This is a genomic window from Gordonia alkanivorans NBRC 16433, from assembly GCF_000225505.1.
Taxonomy (GTDB): domain Bacteria; phylum Actinomycetota; class Actinomycetes; order Mycobacteriales; family Mycobacteriaceae; genus Gordonia; species Gordonia alkanivorans.
In genome coordinates, this window is sequence record NZ_BACI01000033.1 from 88,096 (window position 1) to 105,911 (window position 17,816).

The window sequence follows — 17,816 nt, forward strand, 5'->3', positions numbered from 1 at the left end:
AAAAAGTATGGGGTGTCTGGTTCGGGCCAGAACCGCGGTTAGGGTGAGGGAATGGGGCGAGCGCAGGAGGGTGGCGGCGGCCACCTGTCGGCCGACGACTGGATCGAGCTCGGGTACGCGATCCTGGCCGAGGACGGATTCAAGCAGATCAAGATCGACACCGTCTGCAAACGCATGGGAGTCACCAAGGGCAGTTTCTACTGGCACTTCAAGGACATCGCGGCCTATCGTTCGGCGCTGGTCGCACGGTGGGGCGAGTGGAACGACGAGGAACACCAGAACTTCGCGGCCCTGGCCGACCTACCGCCGCGCGACCGCCTGCTGGGCTTGATCGCCCAACTGACGAGCCCGAGGCACTGGATGATCGAACGGGCGATGCGGGAATGGGCACGCTCGGATCCGAATGCCGAGGCGAGTATCCGGACGTCCGATCGTCGTGCGCGAGAAGCGGTGCGCCGGTGTCTCCTCGACCATGGAATGGATCCGAAGACCGCGTCGGTCCGGTCCAACTGGATCTTCGCGATGGGCATCGGGGCGCTGCACCTGTCCTACTCCGAGGAGGACCGCGCGTCCGCCGGACGCCACAGCGCGGAACTGGTGGACCTGATGCTCACACCGACATGATGGTCACGTCGGCCTGATGCTCACAGTTTGCGCAGGCGTACCCGGTTGATGGCGTGGTCGACGTCCTTGCGGAGCACCAGCGAGGCCCGCGGGCGGGTGGGCAGGATGTTCTCGATGAGGTTCGGCCGGTTGATCGAGGTCCACAGGTCCCGCGCCGCGGCCGTGGCCTGCTCGTCGGTGAGCGAGGCGTAGGCGTGGAAGTGGGAGTCCGGGTTGGCGAACGACGTGGTCCGCATCTGCAGGAACCGGGAGATGTACCACTCCTCGATGTCCTCGATCTTGGCGTCGACGTAGATCGAGAAGTCGAAGAGATCCGACACCATCAGCGTCGGGCCGGTCTGCAGGACGTTCAATCCCTCGAGGATGAGGATGTCGGGTTGCCGCACATAGTGATAGACGCTCGGCACGATGTCGTAGGCGAGGTGCGAGTAGACCGGCGCGGCCACCTCGCGCGCACCCGACTTCACCTCGGTCACGAACCGGAGCAGCGCACGCCGGTCATACGACTCGGGAAAACCCTTGCGATGCAAGATCCCTCGACGCTGCATCTCCGCCGTCGGCAACAGGAAGCCGTCGGTGGTGATCAGGTCGACCTTCGGATGCGACTCCCACCGGGCGAGCAACGCCGCGAGCACGCGAGCCGTCGTCGACTTGCCGACTGCGACACTGCCGGCGATACCGATGACGAACGGGACCTGCCGGTTGACCTGACGCTCGCCGAGGAAGGTCGAGGTGGCCGCAAAGAGTCGTTGGCGCGCAGCGACTTGCAGATGGATCAGACGCGAGAGGGGCAGGTAGACGTCGGCGACCTCCTCGAGGTCGATCTGCTCACCGAGACCCACGAGTTCGGCGAGCTCGTCCTCGTTCAGCACGAGGGGCATCGACTCACGCAGTTCGCGCCACTGCCGGCGGTCGAGTTCCAGGTACAGACTGGGGTCCCGATCACTGGCATTGCGAGCCATCAGCGCAGCTCCGGGGTCATGGTGAGCGCGGCTGCCCGGGTCGTCATGCGTAACAGCTTAGGGCCCACCTCTCGCCGCGACGCGGTGGGTCCGCGCGGTGCGTCCGCTCGCGGTAACGTGCCCGGTATGCCGGCCGATCACGCGACCCCCGACCTCGTCACCGACTACCTGCGGCTGGGGTTGGCGTTCGATCGGCTCGAAGAAGGTTTCGTCGACGCGTTCACCGGCGACCCGGCACTGCGCGCCGAGATCGCCAACGGACCCGCACCCGACCCGGCGCACCTGGCCGCACAGGCGCGGGCCCTGCGCGCCGACCTCCCCGGTGATCTCCCCGCGGACCGGGCGGAGTTCATCGGGTCCCACCTGCGGGCGCTCGAGTGCTCGGCCCGCAAGTTCGCCGGCGACGACATCTCCTTCGTCGACGAGGTCAACGCCTACTTCGACGTCGACATCGCCCTCGCCGACCCCGACCGCTACCGGCAGGCCCACACCGAACTCGCCGACGCACTCGGTATCGCCGATGCCAGCGGCGAGGATCTCCGCGACGCCTACGCCGCTCATCGTCGGGCCGACGAGATCCCCGCCGACAAGGTCGACGAATGCGTCCGGGCGTTCAGTGGTGCCCTTCGCGAACGTGTCCGCGCGCAGTATCCGTTGCCGGACAACGAGATCGTCGACTTCGAGGTCGTCACCGACAAGCCGTGGTCGGGGTTCAACTACTACCTCGGCGACTACTGGTCGCGGGTCGCGATCAACGCCGATCTGACGCAGTACATGTCGTCGCTCCCACACCTGATCGCCCACGAGGCCTACCCCGGCCACCACACCGAGCACTGCCGCAAGGAACAACTGCTCGTGGGCGCCGGGCAGCACGAGCAGTCGATCTTCCTCGTCAACACCCCGCAATGCCTGATGGCCGAAGGGCTCGCGGACCATGCCCTGACCGCCATCATGGGCAAGGAGTGGGGCGGCTGGGCGCAGGAGATCTACGCCGACCTCGGCCTGCGCTTCGACGCCGACCGGGCGACGCGGGTGGGACGGGCGACCTCCGGGCTCCTCACCGTCCGTCAGGACGCGGCCCTGATGCTGCACGACCAGCACGCCGACGCCGACACCGTCGCCGACTTCCTCCAGACGTGGTTGCTCGCACCGCCCGAGCGTGCCCGGCAGATGCTGCGCTTCCTCACCTCGCCGCTGTGGCGGGCGTACATCAGCACCTACGTCGAGGGTTACCGACTGCTCGAGAGTTGGCTCGACGCCGCGGACGACCGTGCCGCGGCCTTCGGACGGCTGCTCGACGAACCGCTCATCCCGGCGAGCCTGCGCCGTGAGCTGGTAGCGGGTTAGGGGATCGCGGCGCAGGTCCCTAGACTTGTCGCCATGACCGCGAACTCGTCATCCGTGAACTCGATGTCCCTGGCGGAGCTCGACCCCGACGTCGCCGCCGCCATGAACGGCGAACTCAGCCGTCAGCGGGACACTCTCGAGATGATCGCCTCGGAGAACTTCGTGCCGCGCGCGGTGCTGCAGGCGCAAGGCAGCGTGCTCACCAACAAGTACGCCGAGGGTTACCCGGGACGTCGTTACTACGGCGGCTGCGAGTACGTCGACGTGGTCGAGGACATTGCCCGCAATCGCGCCAAGGAACTGTTCGGCGCCGACTTCGCCAACGTCCAGCCGCATTCGGGCGCGCAGGCCAACGCGGCCGTGTTGCAGGCGCTGATGGAGCCGGGGGAGACCATGCTCGGTCTCGATCTCGCCCACGGCGGTCACCTCACGCACGGCATGCGCCTGAACTTCTCCGGCAAGCTCTACGAGAACGCCTTCTACGGCGTGAGCAAGGAAGACTTCCGGATCGACATGGACGAGGTGCGCAAGATCGCCCTCGACGTGAAGCCGAAGGTCATCGTCGCCGGCTGGTCGGCCTACCCGCGGACCCTCGACTTCGAGGCGTTCCGCTCGATCGCCGACGAGGTGGGCGCACACCTGTGGGTCGACATGGCGCACTTCGCCGGGCTCGTCGCCGCGGGCCTGCACCCGTCGCCGGTGCCGCATGCCGACGTCGTCAGCTCGACCGTGCACAAGACCCTCGGCGGACCCCGCTCCGGCATCATCCTCGCCAAGCAGGAGTGGGCCAAGAAGCTCAACTCGGCCGTGTTCCCCGGCCAGCAGGGCGGACCGCTCATGCACGCGATCGCCGGCAAGGCCGTCGCGCTCAAGATCGCCGGTACCGAGGAGTTCGCCGAGCGGCAGCGCCGCACCCTGTCGGGCGCGAGCATCCTCGCCGAACGCCTCAACGGTGAGGACGTCGCCAAAGCCGGCGTCTCGGTCCTGACCGGCGGCACCGACGTCCACCTCGTGCTCGTCGACCTGCGCAACAGCGACCTCGACGGCCAGCAGGCCGAGGATCTGCTCCACCAGGTCGGGATCACGGTCAACCGGAACGCGGTGCCGTTCGACCCGCGTCCGCCGATGGTCACCTCGGGTCTGCGCATCGGCACCCCCGCGCTGGCCACCCGTGGCTTCGGCGACGAGGAGTTCACCGAGGTCGCCGACATCATCGCGACGGCGCTCGCCGCAGGTTCGTCGGCGGACGTCTCGGCCCTGCGTGGCCGGGTCTCCAAGCTCGCCCTCGACTTCCCGCTGTACGAGGGACTCGAGGAGTGGGGACTGATGAGCCGCATCTGAGCCGTGGCCGACCGCTCGGATGTGACCTGAATTGCCCCGCGCCGAGCGGCGTCCGTATCCTTGCAGCGATGAACGCACTCACTGAAGACGACCTGATCATCGCGCTCGAGAAGGCTCTTCCCGAGATCGCGGAAGACCACCAGTCGGCCGCCACTCCGTGGAACCCGCACGACTGGGTGCCGTGGGACGAGGGACGCAACTTCGCCTTCCTCGGCGGCGACGACTACGACCCGTCGCAGGCGACACTGTCGGACGAGGCGCGTGCCGGGCTGCTGGCTCTGCTCCTCACCAAGGACAACCTGCCGTCGTACCACCGCGTGCTGGCGAAGCACTTCCCGGCCTTCTCCGAGTGGCGTCAGCTGATCGGTGTCTGGACCGCGGAGGACAACCGGCACTCGATCGTCCTGCGCGACTACCTCGTCGTGCGCCGCGCGATCGATCCGGTGGATGCCGAGAACCGGCGACTCGTCCACGTCACCAAGGGTTACCGGCAGACCCCCGAGCAGGTCGACCCGCTCGGACCGCTCGATGTGCTCGCACTGATGGCGGTGCACGAGAACCAGTGCGTCAGCTTCATCAAGCGACTCAGCGCGATCGCCGCCGACGACGTCCTGGAGCAGATCCTCACCAAGATCGCCGCCGACGACCAGCAGCAGGCCAACACCTTCGGTGCGTTCCTCAACGCCGGCATCATCGCCGATCAGGACGCCACCGTCATCGCGATCGACTCGGCCCTGGCGCTGGGTCGGGCCGAGGCGATCGGCCACGACATCGATGATTTCGATGCGGAGCGGGCGCTCCTGGCCGACTACGAGAACGAGGACACGTGGCGCGAGATCGCCGCGACCCTCGCCGATGCGGTCAAGCTCGACTCCATCGAGGGTCTGGGCGACGAGGCCGAGGCGGCGCGTCAGCGCATCCTCTCCCGCGCCCGCGGCTAGACACCGGGACACTTTCCCTACACGCGCGCACGGCGCCATCAGGACGACAAATGTCCTGGTGGCGCCGTTTGCGTCCCTGGGTCAGACGATACTGCGGTTAACGCGAAATTCACGCCGACACACCTGACTCCGGCGCGCCGCCGGCGAGGTCTGCGCGTACGTTGACGGTACGGACCGCGGGGAAGCGGTTCGTCCGGGAGGTTCGATTCGTGTATTGCACCAGCAGCGCGAGGGGACCGGCCCCGGTCCTCGTCCACCTCGGCTGACGCCGAGGGCAACGGACTTCGACCCGGCCGGTCAACGGCGAGAACAGGTTTGTGCGGGCGCCGCACGAACGTAGGAGCTCCACGTGACCACACGCACCTACGTCCTCGATACTTCCGTGCTGCTGTCCGACCCCTGGGCGGTCATGCGCTTCGCGGAGCACTCAGTGGTGTTGCCACTGGTGGTCATCAGCGAACTCGAGGGCAAACGCCACCACCACGAGCTCGGCTGGTTCGCACGTGAGGCGTTGCGCATGCTCGACGACCTGCGGCTCGCGCACGGTCGGCTCGACCTACCGATCGAGATCGGCGAGGAGGGCGGCACCCTCCAGGTGGAGCTCAACCACACCGATCCGGCCGTCCTGCCGGCCGGTTTCCGCACCGACAGCAACGATTCCCGGATTCTGGCCTGTGCCCTCAACCTTCGTGCCGAGGGCAAGGACGTGACCCTGGTGTCCAAGGACACCCCGCTGCGTGTGAAGGCCGGCGCGGTCGGTCTGGCCGCCGACGAGTACCACGCGCAGGACGTCGTCGTCTCCGGCTGGTCGGGGATGACCGAACTCGACGTCGAGACCTCGGCGATCGACGCACTGTTCGCCGACGGCGCCATCGACCTGGACGAGGCGAGGGAGTTGCCCTGTCACACCGGCATTCGTCTGCTCAGTCCGTCGTCGAGCGCCCTCGGACGCGTCAACGCGGAGAAGCGTGTGCAACTGGTGCGGGGAGATCGTGAGGCCTTTGGCCTGCACGGCCGTTCCGCGGAGCAGCGGGTCGCCCTGGACCTGCTGCTCGACGACAGCGTCGGCATCGTCTCGCTCGGCGGCAAGGCGGGCACCGGCAAGTCGGCGCTGGCGCTGTGTGCGGGCCTCGAGGCGGTTCTCGAACGACGGACCCAGCGCAAGGTGGTCGTCTTCCGGCCGCTGTACGCGGTCGGCGGCCAGCAGCTCGGTTACCTCCCCGGAGGTGAGGCCGAGAAGATGGGCCCGTGGGCGCAGGCGGTGTTCGACACCCTCGAGGGGCTCGCCTCACCGGAGGTCATCGAGGAGGTGTTGAGCCGCGGGATGCTGGAGGTGTTGCCGCTGACGCACATCCGCGGCCGGTCGTTGCACGACTCGTTCGTGATCGTCGACGAGGCGCAGTCGCTGGAACGTAACGTCCTGCTGACGGTGCTGTCGCGCCTGGGCTCGGGTTCGCGTGTGGTGCTGACCCACGATGTCGCTCAGCGCGACAACCTCCGCGTCGGCCGGCACGACGGCGTCGCCGCGGTCATCGAGAAGCTGAAGGGGCATCCGCTCTTCGCGCACATCACGCTCACCCGCAGCGAGCGGTCGCCGATCGCGGCGTTGGTGACGGAGATGTTGGAGGAGTTCGGGCCTTCCGCGCCGGGAGCGTAGCGAGCGGGCGGGGTGTGTCCGCGCCGGGAGCGTAGCGAGCGGGCGGGGTGTGTCCGCGCCGGGAGCGTAGCGAGTGTTCAGAGGAGGAAGGCCGCGACGATTCGCTGAGGGGAGTGAATCGTCGCGGCCTTCCGTCACGGTGGCCCACTGCTGAGTCTGCTGCTCTCGCAACGGATTTCTCGGTGGTGGGCCGGTCTCAGGGGTCGGGTCAGGCGGCGGTGCCGCCGAGGTCGCTGAGCGCGTTGAGCAGGTCGACGAGTGCGGTGAGGACTTCGATGTTCTCGAGGGAACCCATTTCTCTCCTTTGTCGGTGACTTTCCGTTCGGCGAGGTCGCTGCTCGATCAACGCCGTTACCGACGCTAACGATTATGTTTCGTTTCCGCAAAGAAAAGGTCGGTGAATTCTGCGTGCCCGCAACGCGTCAACGCATTTTCGGGCCGTTGTCCTGCGCGTCGAACAATGGATCATTTCCGATTTTCCTTCGACAATCGACGGGTGATCCGGCGGTCGCGGACAGTCGGGCGGGTCGGAGCGCTTGATCCGATCCTCACTGCACCGTGACCATCACGTGACTTACGGGGTCTTGCGCGCTGTCACACTGTTGTGGTGCTGAAGTTACTGATGAGGCGAATGAGACTGCTGGGACTATTGGTGATTGCGGTGCTGGCCGCGTGCGCTGGTGGTGCGGGTCAGGCCCTCGCCGATCCGGAGACGACGACACCGATCACGCCACCGACCACCCCGGGCAGCCCGTCGCTGCCGGGAATGGGGGAGGGCCTCGGCATCCCACTGCTCGACGAGGTGCTCAACCAACTGTCGGGCGACAACGGTTCCGCGGATGCGCCCGGCGGCGTCGGGGGCGCCGGGGGCCCGACCGGTCAGATGATCGTCGTGACCGCGCCCAAGGCGTCGGACACCACCGCCACGCTCACGGCCTTCGAGAAGGGGAACGACGGCAGTTGGAAGCCGGTCCCCGGTCTCGGCCCGACCAAGGCATTCCTCGGCTCCCTGGGGATGGGCGAGCCGCAGGACAACGTGCCCCGCACCCCGGAGGGAACGTTCCCGCTCGACCAGGCCTTCGGTCGCCAGGAGAATCCGGGCACCAAGATGCCTTACCTCAAGGTCGATACGCAGGACTGGTGGGATTCCGATCCCAAGTCGCCGACCTACAACACCCACGTGCGTCAGCCCCAGAGTCCCGGTGGTGACAGCGAGAACCTGTACAACTCGGGTCCCGTCTACGACTACGCGGTCAACATCGCGCACAATCCGCAGCGCACGCCCGGCAAGGCGACGGCGATGTTCCTGCATGTGACCAACGACCAGCCGACGCTGGGCTGCGTCGCCATCGAGCGCGAGCTGATGAAGAAGATCCTCGTCTGGCTCGACCCCGCGAAGAGCCCGAAGATCACGATCGGCGTCAATCAGGGTGCGCCGACCGGCGAGGCGCCCGGAGCAACCCCTCAGACAACTCCGGGTGCCACGCCGTCGACTCCCGACGTGCCGGCCGCCGACATGCTGACCGGACTGCTCTCGCAGCTGGTCGGTGCGGTTCCCGCCCTGTTCGGGCAGTTCACGGGTCGCTGATCTCGGAGCGAGCGTGCCGGCAGGCGGGGCAGAAGGTCTCCTCGACCCCGATGTGCCAGCCGTTGACCCTTGGCCCACTGATCCCGATCGGGCTCGGCGAGTGGTCGTCGTAGGACGAAGCTGCGCCCGCAGCTGTCGCAGTTCCGGTCGGCCGAACCCTCGGTTTCGGCGAACAGCGGAGATATGACTGTCATGGCGGTGGACCTCTGGTGCTCGCTGTGTCGAATCGGTCCCGTCGGTTCGTCGGCGGACTCGGACGAGCGACCACCTCAGTGTCACCGGGTGTGACGTAGATCTCATAGGGCCGAATGGCACATGGTTCGGCGGACCGAGTGCAGGTCAGCGGTCGCGGGGTACCACCATCACCGGGCCTCGGGCCGAACGCAGGACCGAGAGGCTCGTCGAGCCCAGTCTCATGGCCGCGAAACCGCCGCGACCGCGCGCGCCCACGACGAGCAGTTGCGCAGCCTGGGCGTGGTCGAGCAAGGCGCGGGCAGGGCGGTCCCTGGTCACGGCACAGCGGACGGTGACCTGCGGATATCGGCGGCGCACCTCGTCGAGTTCGGCGTCGAGCCAGGCGTCGGCGCGGCTGCGGCGGCTCGGCCACTCGGACATCGTGCACGGCACGGACATGTCGGCGACATCGGTGTCGCACCAGGCGTGGACGACGGTGACCGGGACGCCGCGCAGGTCGGCCGCGGCGAACGCGGCGTCGACGGCGACTCGACCGCCCGGGGAGCCGTCGGTGCCGACCGCGATGCTCGCCTGGGACCAGTTCGACGTGGAGTCCCGGACGACCGTCAGCGGACATCTGCAGTGCTCGGCGAGTGCGGTGGTGATCGTGCCGAGGGCCACGCGGTGACCGGCCATGTGCCCGCGGTTGCCGACTACGAGCAGTCGGGCTCGATCCGATGCCTCGAGCAGGGCGGTGACCGGCGGGGAGTCGACGACCTGGGTCGTGATCTTCAGCGGGTCGGTTGAGTCGCTCGAGTCCTCGGCGACGCGGCGTGCCTCCGCCAGGGCGCGTTCGCATCGGGCTCGTAGCGGTTCGAGGACGTACGGATCGTCCGCCGAGAGATTCGCCGACGCGATCATCTCGATCTCCGACCGATGGAGGGCGGCGTCGCGCGCGGCCCAGCGGGCGGCGGCGCGGGCGGTGGCAGACCCGTCGACGCCGACGACGACAGGTCCGTCGGTGAATCTGGATGCGGTCACACGGCAGTCCCCCTGGAGGTCCACGCATCGGGTGCCGGGGTGCCGGCATCGCCCGTGTAATCCAGTAGATGCCCCGGCGAGGGGTGAGTCACCGGGTAAAGAGTCCCGTTGGATGGGGACCAATGACACGTGTCGTGCTCTAACCCGCGGGATATGGTACGCGAATCACTCGCGAGCCTCGACTCAGTGCGCGTGACCCCGTCGCGCCGCTTTGGTGGCGTACACCGCCGCCTGCGTACGGCGCTCCATGCCGAGTTTGCCCAGCAGCCGGGACACGTAGTTCTTCACGGTCTTCTCCGCGAGATGCATCCGGGCGGCGATCTGCCGATTGGTCAGGCCCTCGCCGAGGAGGGCGAGCAGGGTGCTCTCCTGCTCGCTCAATCCGTCGCCGGGCTTTTCCTCTTTCTCGCGTTGGGTGCGCAACCGGTCCATCAGGGCTGCGGCCGCGCGGTTGTCGAGCAACGACCGTCCGGCGCCGACATCGGTGATGGCGCGGGCGAGTTCCATGCCGGTGATGTCCTTGATGACGTACCCGCTGGCGCCGGCGAGGATCGCGTCCATCATGGCCTCGTCGTCGGTCATCGAGGTCAGGATCAGGCAGCGCAACCCGTCGACTCGGCTGAGCAAGTCGCGGCACAGTTCGATCCCGTTGCCGTCGGGTAGGCGGACGTCGAGGACCGCGACGTCCGGTTGCACGGTCGGTATGCGGGCGAGGGCCTGCGCGCAGGTCGCGGCCTCGCCGACGACCCGGACGTTGTCATCGTGGTCCAGGAGTTCGACGAGACCCCGCCGGACGATCTCGTGGTCATCGACGAGGAAAACCGAGAACATCGGCCACACCTCCCTCCGGCGCAGGTGCCGTGAGACGAATTGTAGGTCGACCCCCGACGTGTTTCACCCGGATTGCCCGGACTGGCGGATTTCCACCTATACCCGAAATGTCCGATTCAACGAGGAAAACGAGGTCACGGAAATCCGAATTGCTTTGCGGGGAGGATGATTCGAGGGCTTTCAGACTATCTGGCGAGAATTGGTCAACCCAATACTCAACGAAGCGGAGGGTATATCATTCGAAATATGGTCCGCGAATCCCGGGAACGCGGTGTGGGGTCTTTTGAGGTGCAGAATGAGTTGTCGCAGATGCGATTACGTGAGCTCCTTGATGAGGTCCGCGACCGGATAACGCAGATCGCCGATGTTCGTGACCGCATCGACGGTCTGCTCGAGGCCATGCTGATGGTCAGTTCCGATCTCGATCTGGAAACCACGCTCGAGGCCATCGTGTCTGCGGGCACACGATTGGTCGACGCCGAGTACGGGGCGGTCGGCGTCCTCGGCAGCGGACACGACCTGTCGGCCTTTCTGGCGCAGGGCATCGGCGAGGACGTCCGTGCCGAGATAGGGCACCTGCCGACAGGCCGCGGCGTGCTGGGGCAGCTCATCGACGACCCCCGGGTGTTACGGCTCACCGACCTGTCCGAGCATCCCGCGTCGGTGGGATTCCCGCCGAACCACCCGCCGATGACGAGCTTCCTGGGCGCCCCGATCCGGGTGCGCGACGAGATCTTCGGAAACCTGTACCTCACGGAGAAGAAGAACGGTGCCCTGTTCACCGAGGACGACGAACTCGTCATCCAGGCACTGGCGTCGGCGGCAGGTATCGCGATCGAGAACGCCCGGCTGTACGAACAGGCGCAGACCCAGCTCGCCTGGATCGAGGCGAATCGCGACGTGATCGCGGAGCTGTTGACCGGGGCCGATCAGCAGGACGTCCTCGAATCGATCGCCCGCAAGGTCCTCACGCTGGCCGACGCCGATCTGGTCTGCATTGCCGAACCCCACGACCACGAGATGCCGGCGGAATCGGTAGAGGAACTCGTCGTCACGGTCGCCGAAGGGGTCGACGCCGAGGTCTTCCGCGGACGAACGGTGCCGATCAAGGGGTCGACCTCGGGCGACGCCTTCGTTCGACGTCGGCCGGTCCTTCGCGAGGAGCTCGAGTACGACATCTCCGGGGATTCGTCCACGCAGCACGGCCCGGTGATGGTGGCGCCGCTGCGTACGGCGGAATCGACCCGCGGCGTGCTGATCGCCGTGCGGTCCAAAGGGCGCGACGGGTTCGCGGAGGACCTGCTGAGCCTGAGCGCGAACTTCGCCGACCAGGGGGCCCTGGCGCTGCAGCTGGCCAGCGCGACGAACCAGGCCCACGAGATGCGGGTCCTGGAGGATCGTGAACGGATCGCCCGTGACCTGCACGACCACGTGATCCAGCGGATCTTCGCCGAGGGGCTCACCCTGCAGGCGACGCTCCAACGCACCCAGTCGTCCGAGATCCGCGCGCGGCTGACGCGGTCCATCAACAATCTGCAGGACATCGTGCAGGACGTGCGTTCGACGATCTTCGACCTGCAGGCGGAGGAAACCGAGACCACCCGGCTCCGTCAGCGGGTGCAGGAGACGATCGACCAGCAGATCGACGACCTGCCCATACAGACCCATGTGCGGATGGCGGGCCCGCTGTCGATCGTCGAGCCGCGCCTCGCCGACCAAGTGGTCGCGGTGGTGCGTGAGGCCCTGAGCAACGCGGTCCGGTATGCCCACGCGACGACGGTGACGGTGGCGATCTCGGTCGGCGACGAGCTGGCCGTCGAGGTCACCGATGATGGAGTCGGGCTGCCCGAGGACGTCACGCCCAGTGGGCTGAAGAACCTCCGACACCGCGCGAAACAGTTGGGCGGGGCATTCGCCCTGAACACACCCGATTCGGGCCGCGGCCTGTCCGTGCGGTGGGCGGTACCGCTCTAGGGAGACAGCGCTGCCGGGTGAGGACGGTTCACGGACCGGTGCCCGGTTCGGCCGGCAGTCGCCAGGCCGAGGTCCGTTCGGTCACCCATGCCACGGCCTGCACTCCTGAAAGGAGGCCGAAGAGCACGATGAGCCAGATGGACAGGCCGACGAGCGCGCAGACCGCGAAGGCTGCGAGGAAAACGACGAGCACACCGGTGAGCGTGATGACCGGTCACCTCCCGACTGTCTCGGAGGGGACTCTCCCGGGCGTTCGAGAGACTGACCCCCCTACCTTCTCGTGTCGACGGCGTTTCCGGGAGGGCCCAAGGTCACAAGTCGACAGGGCCAACCTCGGGACCCTGCTGGTGTCCGGGCCGGTCAGCGGGTTCGCTTGAGCTCGAACCCGGCGACCCGTACGTCGTCCCGTGGCGCGGTCGCCCGGTCGATCTGGGCGCGGGCCTGATCGAGGACGGGCGTATCCGGGTCGAGGACCGACAGGTAGCGGTCGTGCGCGGCGAGGGACCGGACGGCCACTTCGAACTGCGCGTCGACGTCGACCGCATGGGTTGCCGCCGGCCCGTTCTCGAACAGCCACGCCGGAACCTCGCCGGAATGGGCCGTCAAGGCGTCGTAGGCGTCGAGCACCGCCGCGGCGAACTCCATGTGGTCGCGCTGGTTCGGTTGGCCGGGCGCCCACTCCGGTCCGCCGTAGAGCGACAGGATGACCTGCGGCGCAATGCGTTCGACGGTCTCGGTGATCTTCGCGCGCAGTTCGGGGGTGTTGCGGATGTCGCTGTCGGGGAAACCCCAGAACTCCACCTCGTCGACCCCGACGATCTTCGCCGACGCACGCTGTTCGGCTTCCCGGAGTGGGCCGCATTCCGCCGGTGTCATGCCCTCGATCCCGCGTTCGCCGCTGGAGGCGAGCGCGTAGACCACACGCTTGCCCTCGCCGGTCCAGCGCGCGACCGCGGCGGCCATGCCGTACTCCGGGTCGTCGGGATGGGCGACGAGGACGAGCGCTGTCTGCCAGTCCGTGGGGAAGGGCTCCGGTGAGGTCATGACCAGACGGTACTCAGCGTTCCCGGTCGAGGTTGGCCATCTTGAGCACATCGAGACGTGCGTCGAGTTCCTCCTCGCTGAGCTTGTCGCCCACGAGGCCGCGATCGATGACGGTCTGCCGGATCGTCTTGCCCTCCTTGAGCGCCTGCTTGGCGACCGCGGCGGCCTCCTCGTAGCCGATCGCGCTGTTCAGCGGTGTGACGATCGACGGGGAGCTCTCGGCGAGGGTGCGGAGGCGATCGACGTTGGCCTCCAACCCGGAGATGCAGCGGTCGGCGAACAGCCGGGACACGTTGGCCAGCAACTTGAGTGACTCGAGCACGTTACGGGCCATCATCGGGATGTAGACGTTGAGCTCGAAGGCGCCGTTGCCGCCGCCCCAGGTGACCGCCGCGTCGTTGCCGACGACCTGCGCGGCGACCTGCGTGACCGCTTCGGGCAGAACGGGATTGACCTTGCCCGGCATGATCGAGCTGCCCGGCTGGAGGTCGGGGAGCAGGATCTCGCCCAGGCCGGTCAGCGGTCCCGAGCCCATCCACCGGACGTCGTTGGCGATCTTGGTGAGCGATACCGCGATCGTCTTCAGCTGCCCGGACAGTTCGACGAGGCCGTCGCGGGCGGCCTGCGCCTCGAAGTTGTCCTTGGCGAGGGAGAGTTCCTCGACGCCGGTGCGGCGGACGAGTTCGGCGACCACCTTGGTGCCGAACCCGGCCGGGGCGTTGAGCCCGGTGCCGACCGCGGTGCCGCCGATGGGCAGTTCGCCGACACGCGGGAGGGTCGCGGTGACGCGCTCGATGCCCGCCTCGACCTGCCGTGCGTATCCGGCGAATTCCTGACCCAGGGTCACCGGCACCGCGTCCATCAGGTGGGTGCGGCCGCTCTTGACGACGTCACGCCACTCGGTCGCTTTGTCCGCCAGGGACTTCCGGAGATGCTCGAGTGCCGGGACGAGATCGGTGACGACCGCCTCGGTCGCCGCGACATGGGTGGCGGTGGGGAAGGTGTCGTTCGACGACTGCGACATGTTGACGTGATCGTTGGGGTGCACGTCGACGCCGTTGGCCTTCGCGATCGACGCGATGACCTCGTTGGTGTTCATGTTCGAACTCGTGCCCGATCCGGTCTGGAAGACGTCGATCGGGAACTGGTCGTCGTGTTTGCCGTCGGCGATCTCGGTGGCCGCCGCGATGATCGCGTCGGCCCGCTCCGCGTCGAGCAGTCCGAGATCGGAGTTGACCGTGGCACAGGCCGCCTTCAACAGGCCCATCGCGCGGATCTGCGTCCGTTCCAGCGGGCGGTGGCTGATGGGGAAGTTCTCCACCGCGCGCTGGGTCTGGGCGCGCCACAGAGCATCGATGGGGACCTGCACCTCGCCCATCGTGTCGTGCTCGGTGCGGAATTCCTGCTTGCCCTGTGCCTGGGTCATAGGTGTTCTACTCCTTCGATCGAATCCTTATGCCGCTCAGCGGGACGTTGACGGACCCGCTCGGGTCGGTGAAAAAGTCGTTGCCCTTGTCGTCAACAACGATGAAGGCCGGGAAATTCTCGACCTCGATCTTCCACACCGCTTCCATACCCAGTTCGGGGTACTCGATAATCTCCTGGCTCTTGATGCAGTCGAGCGCCAGACGGGCCGCCGGGCCGCCGATCGAGCCCAGGTAGAAGCCGCCGTGCGAGTTGCACGCCTCGGTGACCTGCTTGGATCGGTTGCCCTTGGCGAGCATGACCATGGAGCCGCCCGCGGCCTGGAACTGCTCGACGTAGGAGTCCATGCGGCCGGCGGTCGTGGGGCCGAACGAACCCGACGCCATGCCCTCGGGCGTCTTGGCCGGACCGGCGTAGTAGACGGGATGGTCGCGCAGGTAATCGGGCATCGGCTCGCCGGCGTCGAGGCGTTCCTTGATCTTGGCGTGGGCGATGTCGCGGGCCACCACCAGCGGGCCGGTCAGCGACAGGCGCGTCTTCACCGGGTACTGCGACAGCTGGGCCAGGATCTCCGACATCGGGCGGTTCAGGTCGACCTCGACCACCTCGCCGCCCGAGATGTCCTCGGCCACACCGGCAGCCGGCATGTACTTGGCCGGGTCGGTCTCGAGCTGCTCGAGGAACACGCCGTCGGCGGTGATCTTGCCGAGAGCCTGACGGTCGGCCGAGCACGAGACCGCGATGGCCACCGGGCACGACGCGCCGTGGCGCGGCAGGCGGACCACGCGGACGTCGTGGCAGAAGTACTTGCCGCCGAACTGGGCGCCGATACCGAAGGACTGGGTCAGTGTGAAGACCTCGTCCTCGAGTTCGAGGTCGCGGAAGCCGTGCGCCGACATCGAACCCTGCGTCGGCAGGTTGTCGAGGTAGTGCGCCGAGGCGTATTTCGCGGTCTTGAGTGCGAATTCGGCTGAGGTGCCACCGATCACGACGGCGAGGTGGTACGGCGGGCAGGCCGCGGTGCCCAGCGAGCGGATCTTCTCGTCGAGGAACTTCAGGATCGACTTCGGGTTCAGGATGGCCTTGGTCTCCTGGAACAGGAAGGACTTGTTGGCCGAACCGCCACCCTTGGCCATGAACAGGAACTTGTACTCCGGGCCCTTGGGTCCCTGTTCGGTGGCGTAGATCTCCACCTGGGCCGGGAGGTTGGTTCCCGTGTTCTTCTCCTCGTACGTGGTCAGCGGAGCGAGCTGCGAGTAGCGCAGGTTGAGTTGGGTATAGGCGTCGTAGACACCCTTCGAGATCGCCTCGGCGTCGTCGGTGCCGGTCAGCACGCCCTCGCTCTTCTTGCCCATCACGATCGCGGTGCCGGTGTCCTGGCACATCGGCAGCACGCCGCCTGCGGAGATGTTGACGTTCTTGAGCAGGTCGAGCGCCACGAAGCGGTCGTTGCCCGACGCGTCCGGGTCGTCGATGATCCTGCGGAGCTGCGCGAGATGAGCCGGACGCAGGTAGTGGCTGATGTCGTGCATCGCCTCGGCGGTGAGCTTGCGGATCGCCTCCGGCTCCACCTTGAGGAAGGTCTGTCCGCCGGCTTCGAACGTCGAGACGCCTTCGGTGGTGATGAGCCGGTAAGGGGTCTCGTCGGCGCCGACGGGGAGCAGATCAGAGTAGAGAAACTCGGGGGCTGAGGCTGGTTTACTCACGCACCGGATCGTATCGCCCCAGCAGAACGGCCCCACGTCAGAGGTGACCGGACTCGTGAGGTGGATCACGGTCACGGCTCCCCGACGCGGGGCCGGTGCTGGGTCTGAGACGAAGGTGTCAGAGATTGATGCGGGCGTACTCGCGCAGCTTCGCCGGCTTGTGGACGGCCTCGATGCGGCGGACGGTGCCCGACTTGGAGCGCATGACCAGCGAACGGGTCGTCGCACCGTTGGGGCGGTAGGTGACGCCGCGCAGCATGTCGCCGTTGGTCACGCCGGTCGCGCAGAAGAAGGAGTTCTCGCCGCTCACCAGGATGTCGTTGGTGAGGACGCGGTCGAGGTCGTGGCCGGCGTCGATGGCCTTCTGGCGCTCCTCGTCGTTGCGCGGCCACAGCTTGCCCTGGATCTCGCCGCCCATGCACTTCATCGCCACGGCGGTGATGATGCCCTCGGGGGTGCCGCCGACGCCCATGAGCATGTCGACGGTCGAGTAGTCGTCGGCGGCCGCGACCGCTCCGGCCACGTCGCCGTCGGAGATGAGGCGGATCTTGGCGCCGGCCTGGCGGATCTCGCCGATGAGGTCGGCGTGACGGGGGCGATCGAGGACGATGACGGTCAGGTCGGCCACGTCGATGCCCTTGGCCTTGGCGACCGAGTTGATGTTCCACTCGACCGACTCGTTGATGTTGATGGCGCCCTTGGCGTCGGGACCGACGGCGATCTTGTCCATGTAGAAGACGGCCGAAGGGTCGTACATGGTGCCGCGCTCGCTGACCGCGATCACCGAGATCGAGTTGGGCCGGCCCTCGGCCATCAGGGTGGTGCCGTCGATGGGGTCGACCGCGACGTCGCAGTCGGGGCCCTCGCCGTTGCCGACCTCCTCGCCGTTGTACAGCATCGGCGCCTCGTCCTTCTCGCCCTCGCCGATCACGACGACGCCGCGCATCGACACCGTCGAAAGGAGCTGACGCATCGCGTCGACCGCCGCGCCGTCGCCGCCGTTCTTGTCGCCGCGACCAACCCACCGGCCGGCAGCGAGTGCAGCCGACTCGGTCACGCGGACCAGTTCCATCGCGAGGTTGCGATCGGGTGCTTGGTGGCTGCTGGCTGTCATCGGCTTCGGCTCCTCAGGTGTGGCCCGGATCCCAGTGGGGCGCAGCC

Annotated in this window: 15 protein-coding genes; 7 read left to right on the forward strand and 8 right to left on the reverse strand. The window is 67.4% G+C overall.

The window, feature by feature from the left end:
• Positions 1 to 51 precede the first annotated feature (51 nt).
• Complete coding sequence (locus GOALK_RS05020; RefSeq protein ID WP_006357717.1) at positions 52 to 624, forward strand: TetR/AcrR family transcriptional regulator; 573 nt, start codon at positions 52 to 54, stop codon at positions 622 to 624.
• Positions 625 to 644: 20 nt separating this feature from the next.
• Here GOALK_RS05020 and coaA read toward each other — a convergent pair whose 3' ends face one another.
• Positions 645 to 1,586: a type I pantothenate kinase gene (gene coaA, locus GOALK_RS05025; protein ID WP_006357718.1), complete on the reverse strand. Its 942-nt coding sequence runs from the start codon at positions 1,584 to 1,586 to the stop codon at positions 645 to 647.
• A 126-nt stretch (positions 1,587 to 1,712) separates the two neighbouring features.
• Here coaA and GOALK_RS05030 point away from each other — a divergent pair, with 126 nt between their 5' ends.
• From GOALK_RS05030 to GOALK_RS05050, 5 genes are all read left to right on the forward strand, one after another.
• Entirely contained in the window at positions 1,713 to 2,933 is a 1,221-nt protein-coding gene (locus tag GOALK_RS05030; RefSeq protein WP_006357719.1) for a hypothetical protein, read from the forward strand.
• Positions 2,934 to 2,966: 33 nt separating this feature from the next.
• Complete coding sequence (glyA, locus tag GOALK_RS05035) at positions 2,967 to 4,274, forward strand: serine hydroxymethyltransferase (protein ID WP_035750511.1); 1,308 nt, start codon at positions 2,967 to 2,969, stop codon at positions 4,272 to 4,274.
• Positions 4,275 to 4,342: 68 nt separating this feature from the next.
• Positions 4,343 to 5,215, forward strand: coding sequence for an acyl-ACP desaturase (locus GOALK_RS05040; RefSeq protein ID WP_006357720.1), 873 nt, complete (start codon positions 4,343 to 4,345; stop codon positions 5,213 to 5,215).
• Between the two features lie 349 nt (positions 5,216 to 5,564).
• Positions 5,565 to 6,872 carry an RNA 5'-3' helicase PhoH2 gene (gene phoH2, locus GOALK_RS05045; protein ID WP_006357721.1) on the forward strand — a complete coding sequence of 436 codons (1,308 nt, stop codon included), beginning with the start codon at positions 5,565 to 5,567 and terminating at the stop codon, positions 6,870 to 6,872.
• 631 nt (positions 6,873 to 7,503) lie between these two features.
• Positions 7,504 to 8,460: a L,D-transpeptidase family protein gene (locus GOALK_RS05050; protein WP_035750513.1), complete on the forward strand. Its 957-nt coding sequence runs from the start codon at positions 7,504 to 7,506 to the stop codon at positions 8,458 to 8,460.
• 339 nt (positions 8,461 to 8,799) lie between these two features.
• Here GOALK_RS05050 and GOALK_RS05055 read toward each other — a convergent pair whose 3' ends face one another.
• Positions 8,800 to 9,675 carry a universal stress protein gene (locus GOALK_RS05055; protein ID WP_035750519.1) on the reverse strand — a complete coding sequence of 292 codons (876 nt, stop codon included), beginning with the start codon at positions 9,673 to 9,675 and terminating at the stop codon, positions 8,800 to 8,802.
• 183 nt (positions 9,676 to 9,858) lie between these two features.
• Positions 9,859 to 10,506, reverse strand: coding sequence for a response regulator (locus GOALK_RS05060; protein WP_006357724.1), 648 nt, complete (start codon positions 10,504 to 10,506; stop codon positions 9,859 to 9,861).
• A 246-nt stretch (positions 10,507 to 10,752) separates the two neighbouring features.
• Between GOALK_RS05060 and GOALK_RS05065 the strand changes: the two genes are divergently transcribed.
• The gene (locus GOALK_RS05065; RefSeq protein ID WP_006357725.1) at positions 10,753 to 12,480 is read left to right on the forward strand and encodes a GAF domain-containing sensor histidine kinase; all 1,728 of its coding nucleotides are present in this window, start codon (positions 10,753 to 10,755) and stop codon (positions 12,478 to 12,480) included.
• Positions 12,481 to 12,508: 28 nt separating this feature from the next.
• Here the strand turns inward: GOALK_RS05065 and GOALK_RS23850 are convergent, their stop codons facing one another.
• The 5 genes from GOALK_RS23850 to glpX all read right to left on the reverse strand — a co-directional run bounded on the left by GOALK_RS23850 (position 12,509) and on the right by glpX (position 17,769).
• Positions 12,509 to 12,673: a hypothetical protein gene (locus GOALK_RS23850; protein WP_006357726.1), complete on the reverse strand. Its 165-nt coding sequence runs from the start codon at positions 12,671 to 12,673 to the stop codon at positions 12,509 to 12,511.
• Positions 12,674 to 12,840: 167 nt separating this feature from the next.
• Positions 12,841 to 13,524 carry a PIG-L deacetylase family protein gene (locus GOALK_RS05070; RefSeq protein ID WP_006357727.1) on the reverse strand — a complete coding sequence of 228 codons (684 nt, stop codon included), beginning with the start codon at positions 13,522 to 13,524 and terminating at the stop codon, positions 12,841 to 12,843.
• Between the two features lie 13 nt (positions 13,525 to 13,537).
• The gene (locus tag GOALK_RS05075) at positions 13,538 to 14,950 is read right to left on the reverse strand and encodes a class II fumarate hydratase (RefSeq protein ID WP_006357728.1); all 1,413 of its coding nucleotides are present in this window, start codon (positions 14,948 to 14,950) and stop codon (positions 13,538 to 13,540) included.
• Positions 14,951 to 14,957: 7 nt separating this feature from the next.
• On the reverse strand, positions 14,958 to 16,655 hold the full coding sequence (locus GOALK_RS05080; RefSeq protein ID WP_006357729.1) for a fumarate hydratase: 1,698 nt from the start codon (positions 16,653 to 16,655) through the stop codon (positions 14,958 to 14,960).
• A gap of 118 nt (positions 16,656 to 16,773) precedes the next feature.
• On the reverse strand, positions 16,774 to 17,769 hold the full coding sequence (gene glpX / locus GOALK_RS05085; protein ID WP_006357730.1) for a class II fructose-bisphosphatase: 996 nt from the start codon (positions 17,767 to 17,769) through the stop codon (positions 16,774 to 16,776).
• Between the last annotated feature and the right edge of the window lie 47 nt (positions 17,770 to 17,816).

Excerpts from the sequence above, each read along its gene's own strand:
- GOALK_RS05020 (WP_006357717.1), top strand. The coding sequence starts at position 52 with ATGGGGCGAGCGCAGGAGGGTGGCGGCGGCCACCTGTCGGCCGACGAC.
- coaA (WP_006357718.1), bottom strand. The coding sequence starts at position 1,586 with ATGGCTCGCAATGCCAGTGATCGGGACCCCAGTCTGTACCTGGAACTC.
- GOALK_RS05030 (WP_006357719.1), top strand. The coding sequence starts at position 1,713 with ATGCCGGCCGATCACGCGACCCCCGACCTCGTCACCGACTACCTGCGG.
- glyA (WP_035750511.1), top strand. The coding sequence starts at position 2,967 with ATGACCGCGAACTCGTCATCCGTGAACTCGATGTCCCTGGCGGAGCTC.
- GOALK_RS05040 (WP_006357720.1), top strand. The coding sequence starts at position 4,343 with ATGAACGCACTCACTGAAGACGACCTGATCATCGCGCTCGAGAAGGCT.
- GOALK_RS05050 (WP_035750513.1), top strand. The coding sequence starts at position 7,504 with ATGAGACTGCTGGGACTATTGGTGATTGCGGTGCTGGCCGCGTGCGCT.
- GOALK_RS05060 (WP_006357724.1), bottom strand. The coding sequence starts at position 10,506 with ATGTTCTCGGTTTTCCTCGTCGATGACCACGAGATCGTCCGGCGGGGT.
- GOALK_RS05065 (WP_006357725.1), top strand. The coding sequence starts at position 10,753 with ATGGTCCGCGAATCCCGGGAACGCGGTGTGGGGTCTTTTGAGGTGCAG.
- GOALK_RS05070 (WP_006357727.1), bottom strand. The coding sequence starts at position 13,524 with ATGACCTCACCGGAGCCCTTCCCCACGGACTGGCAGACAGCGCTCGTC.
- GOALK_RS05075 (WP_006357728.1), bottom strand. The coding sequence starts at position 14,950 with ATGACCCAGGCACAGGGCAAGCAGGAATTCCGCACCGAGCACGACACG.
- glpX (WP_006357730.1), bottom strand. The coding sequence starts at position 17,769 with ATGACAGCCAGCAGCCACCAAGCACCCGATCGCAACCTCGCGATGGAA.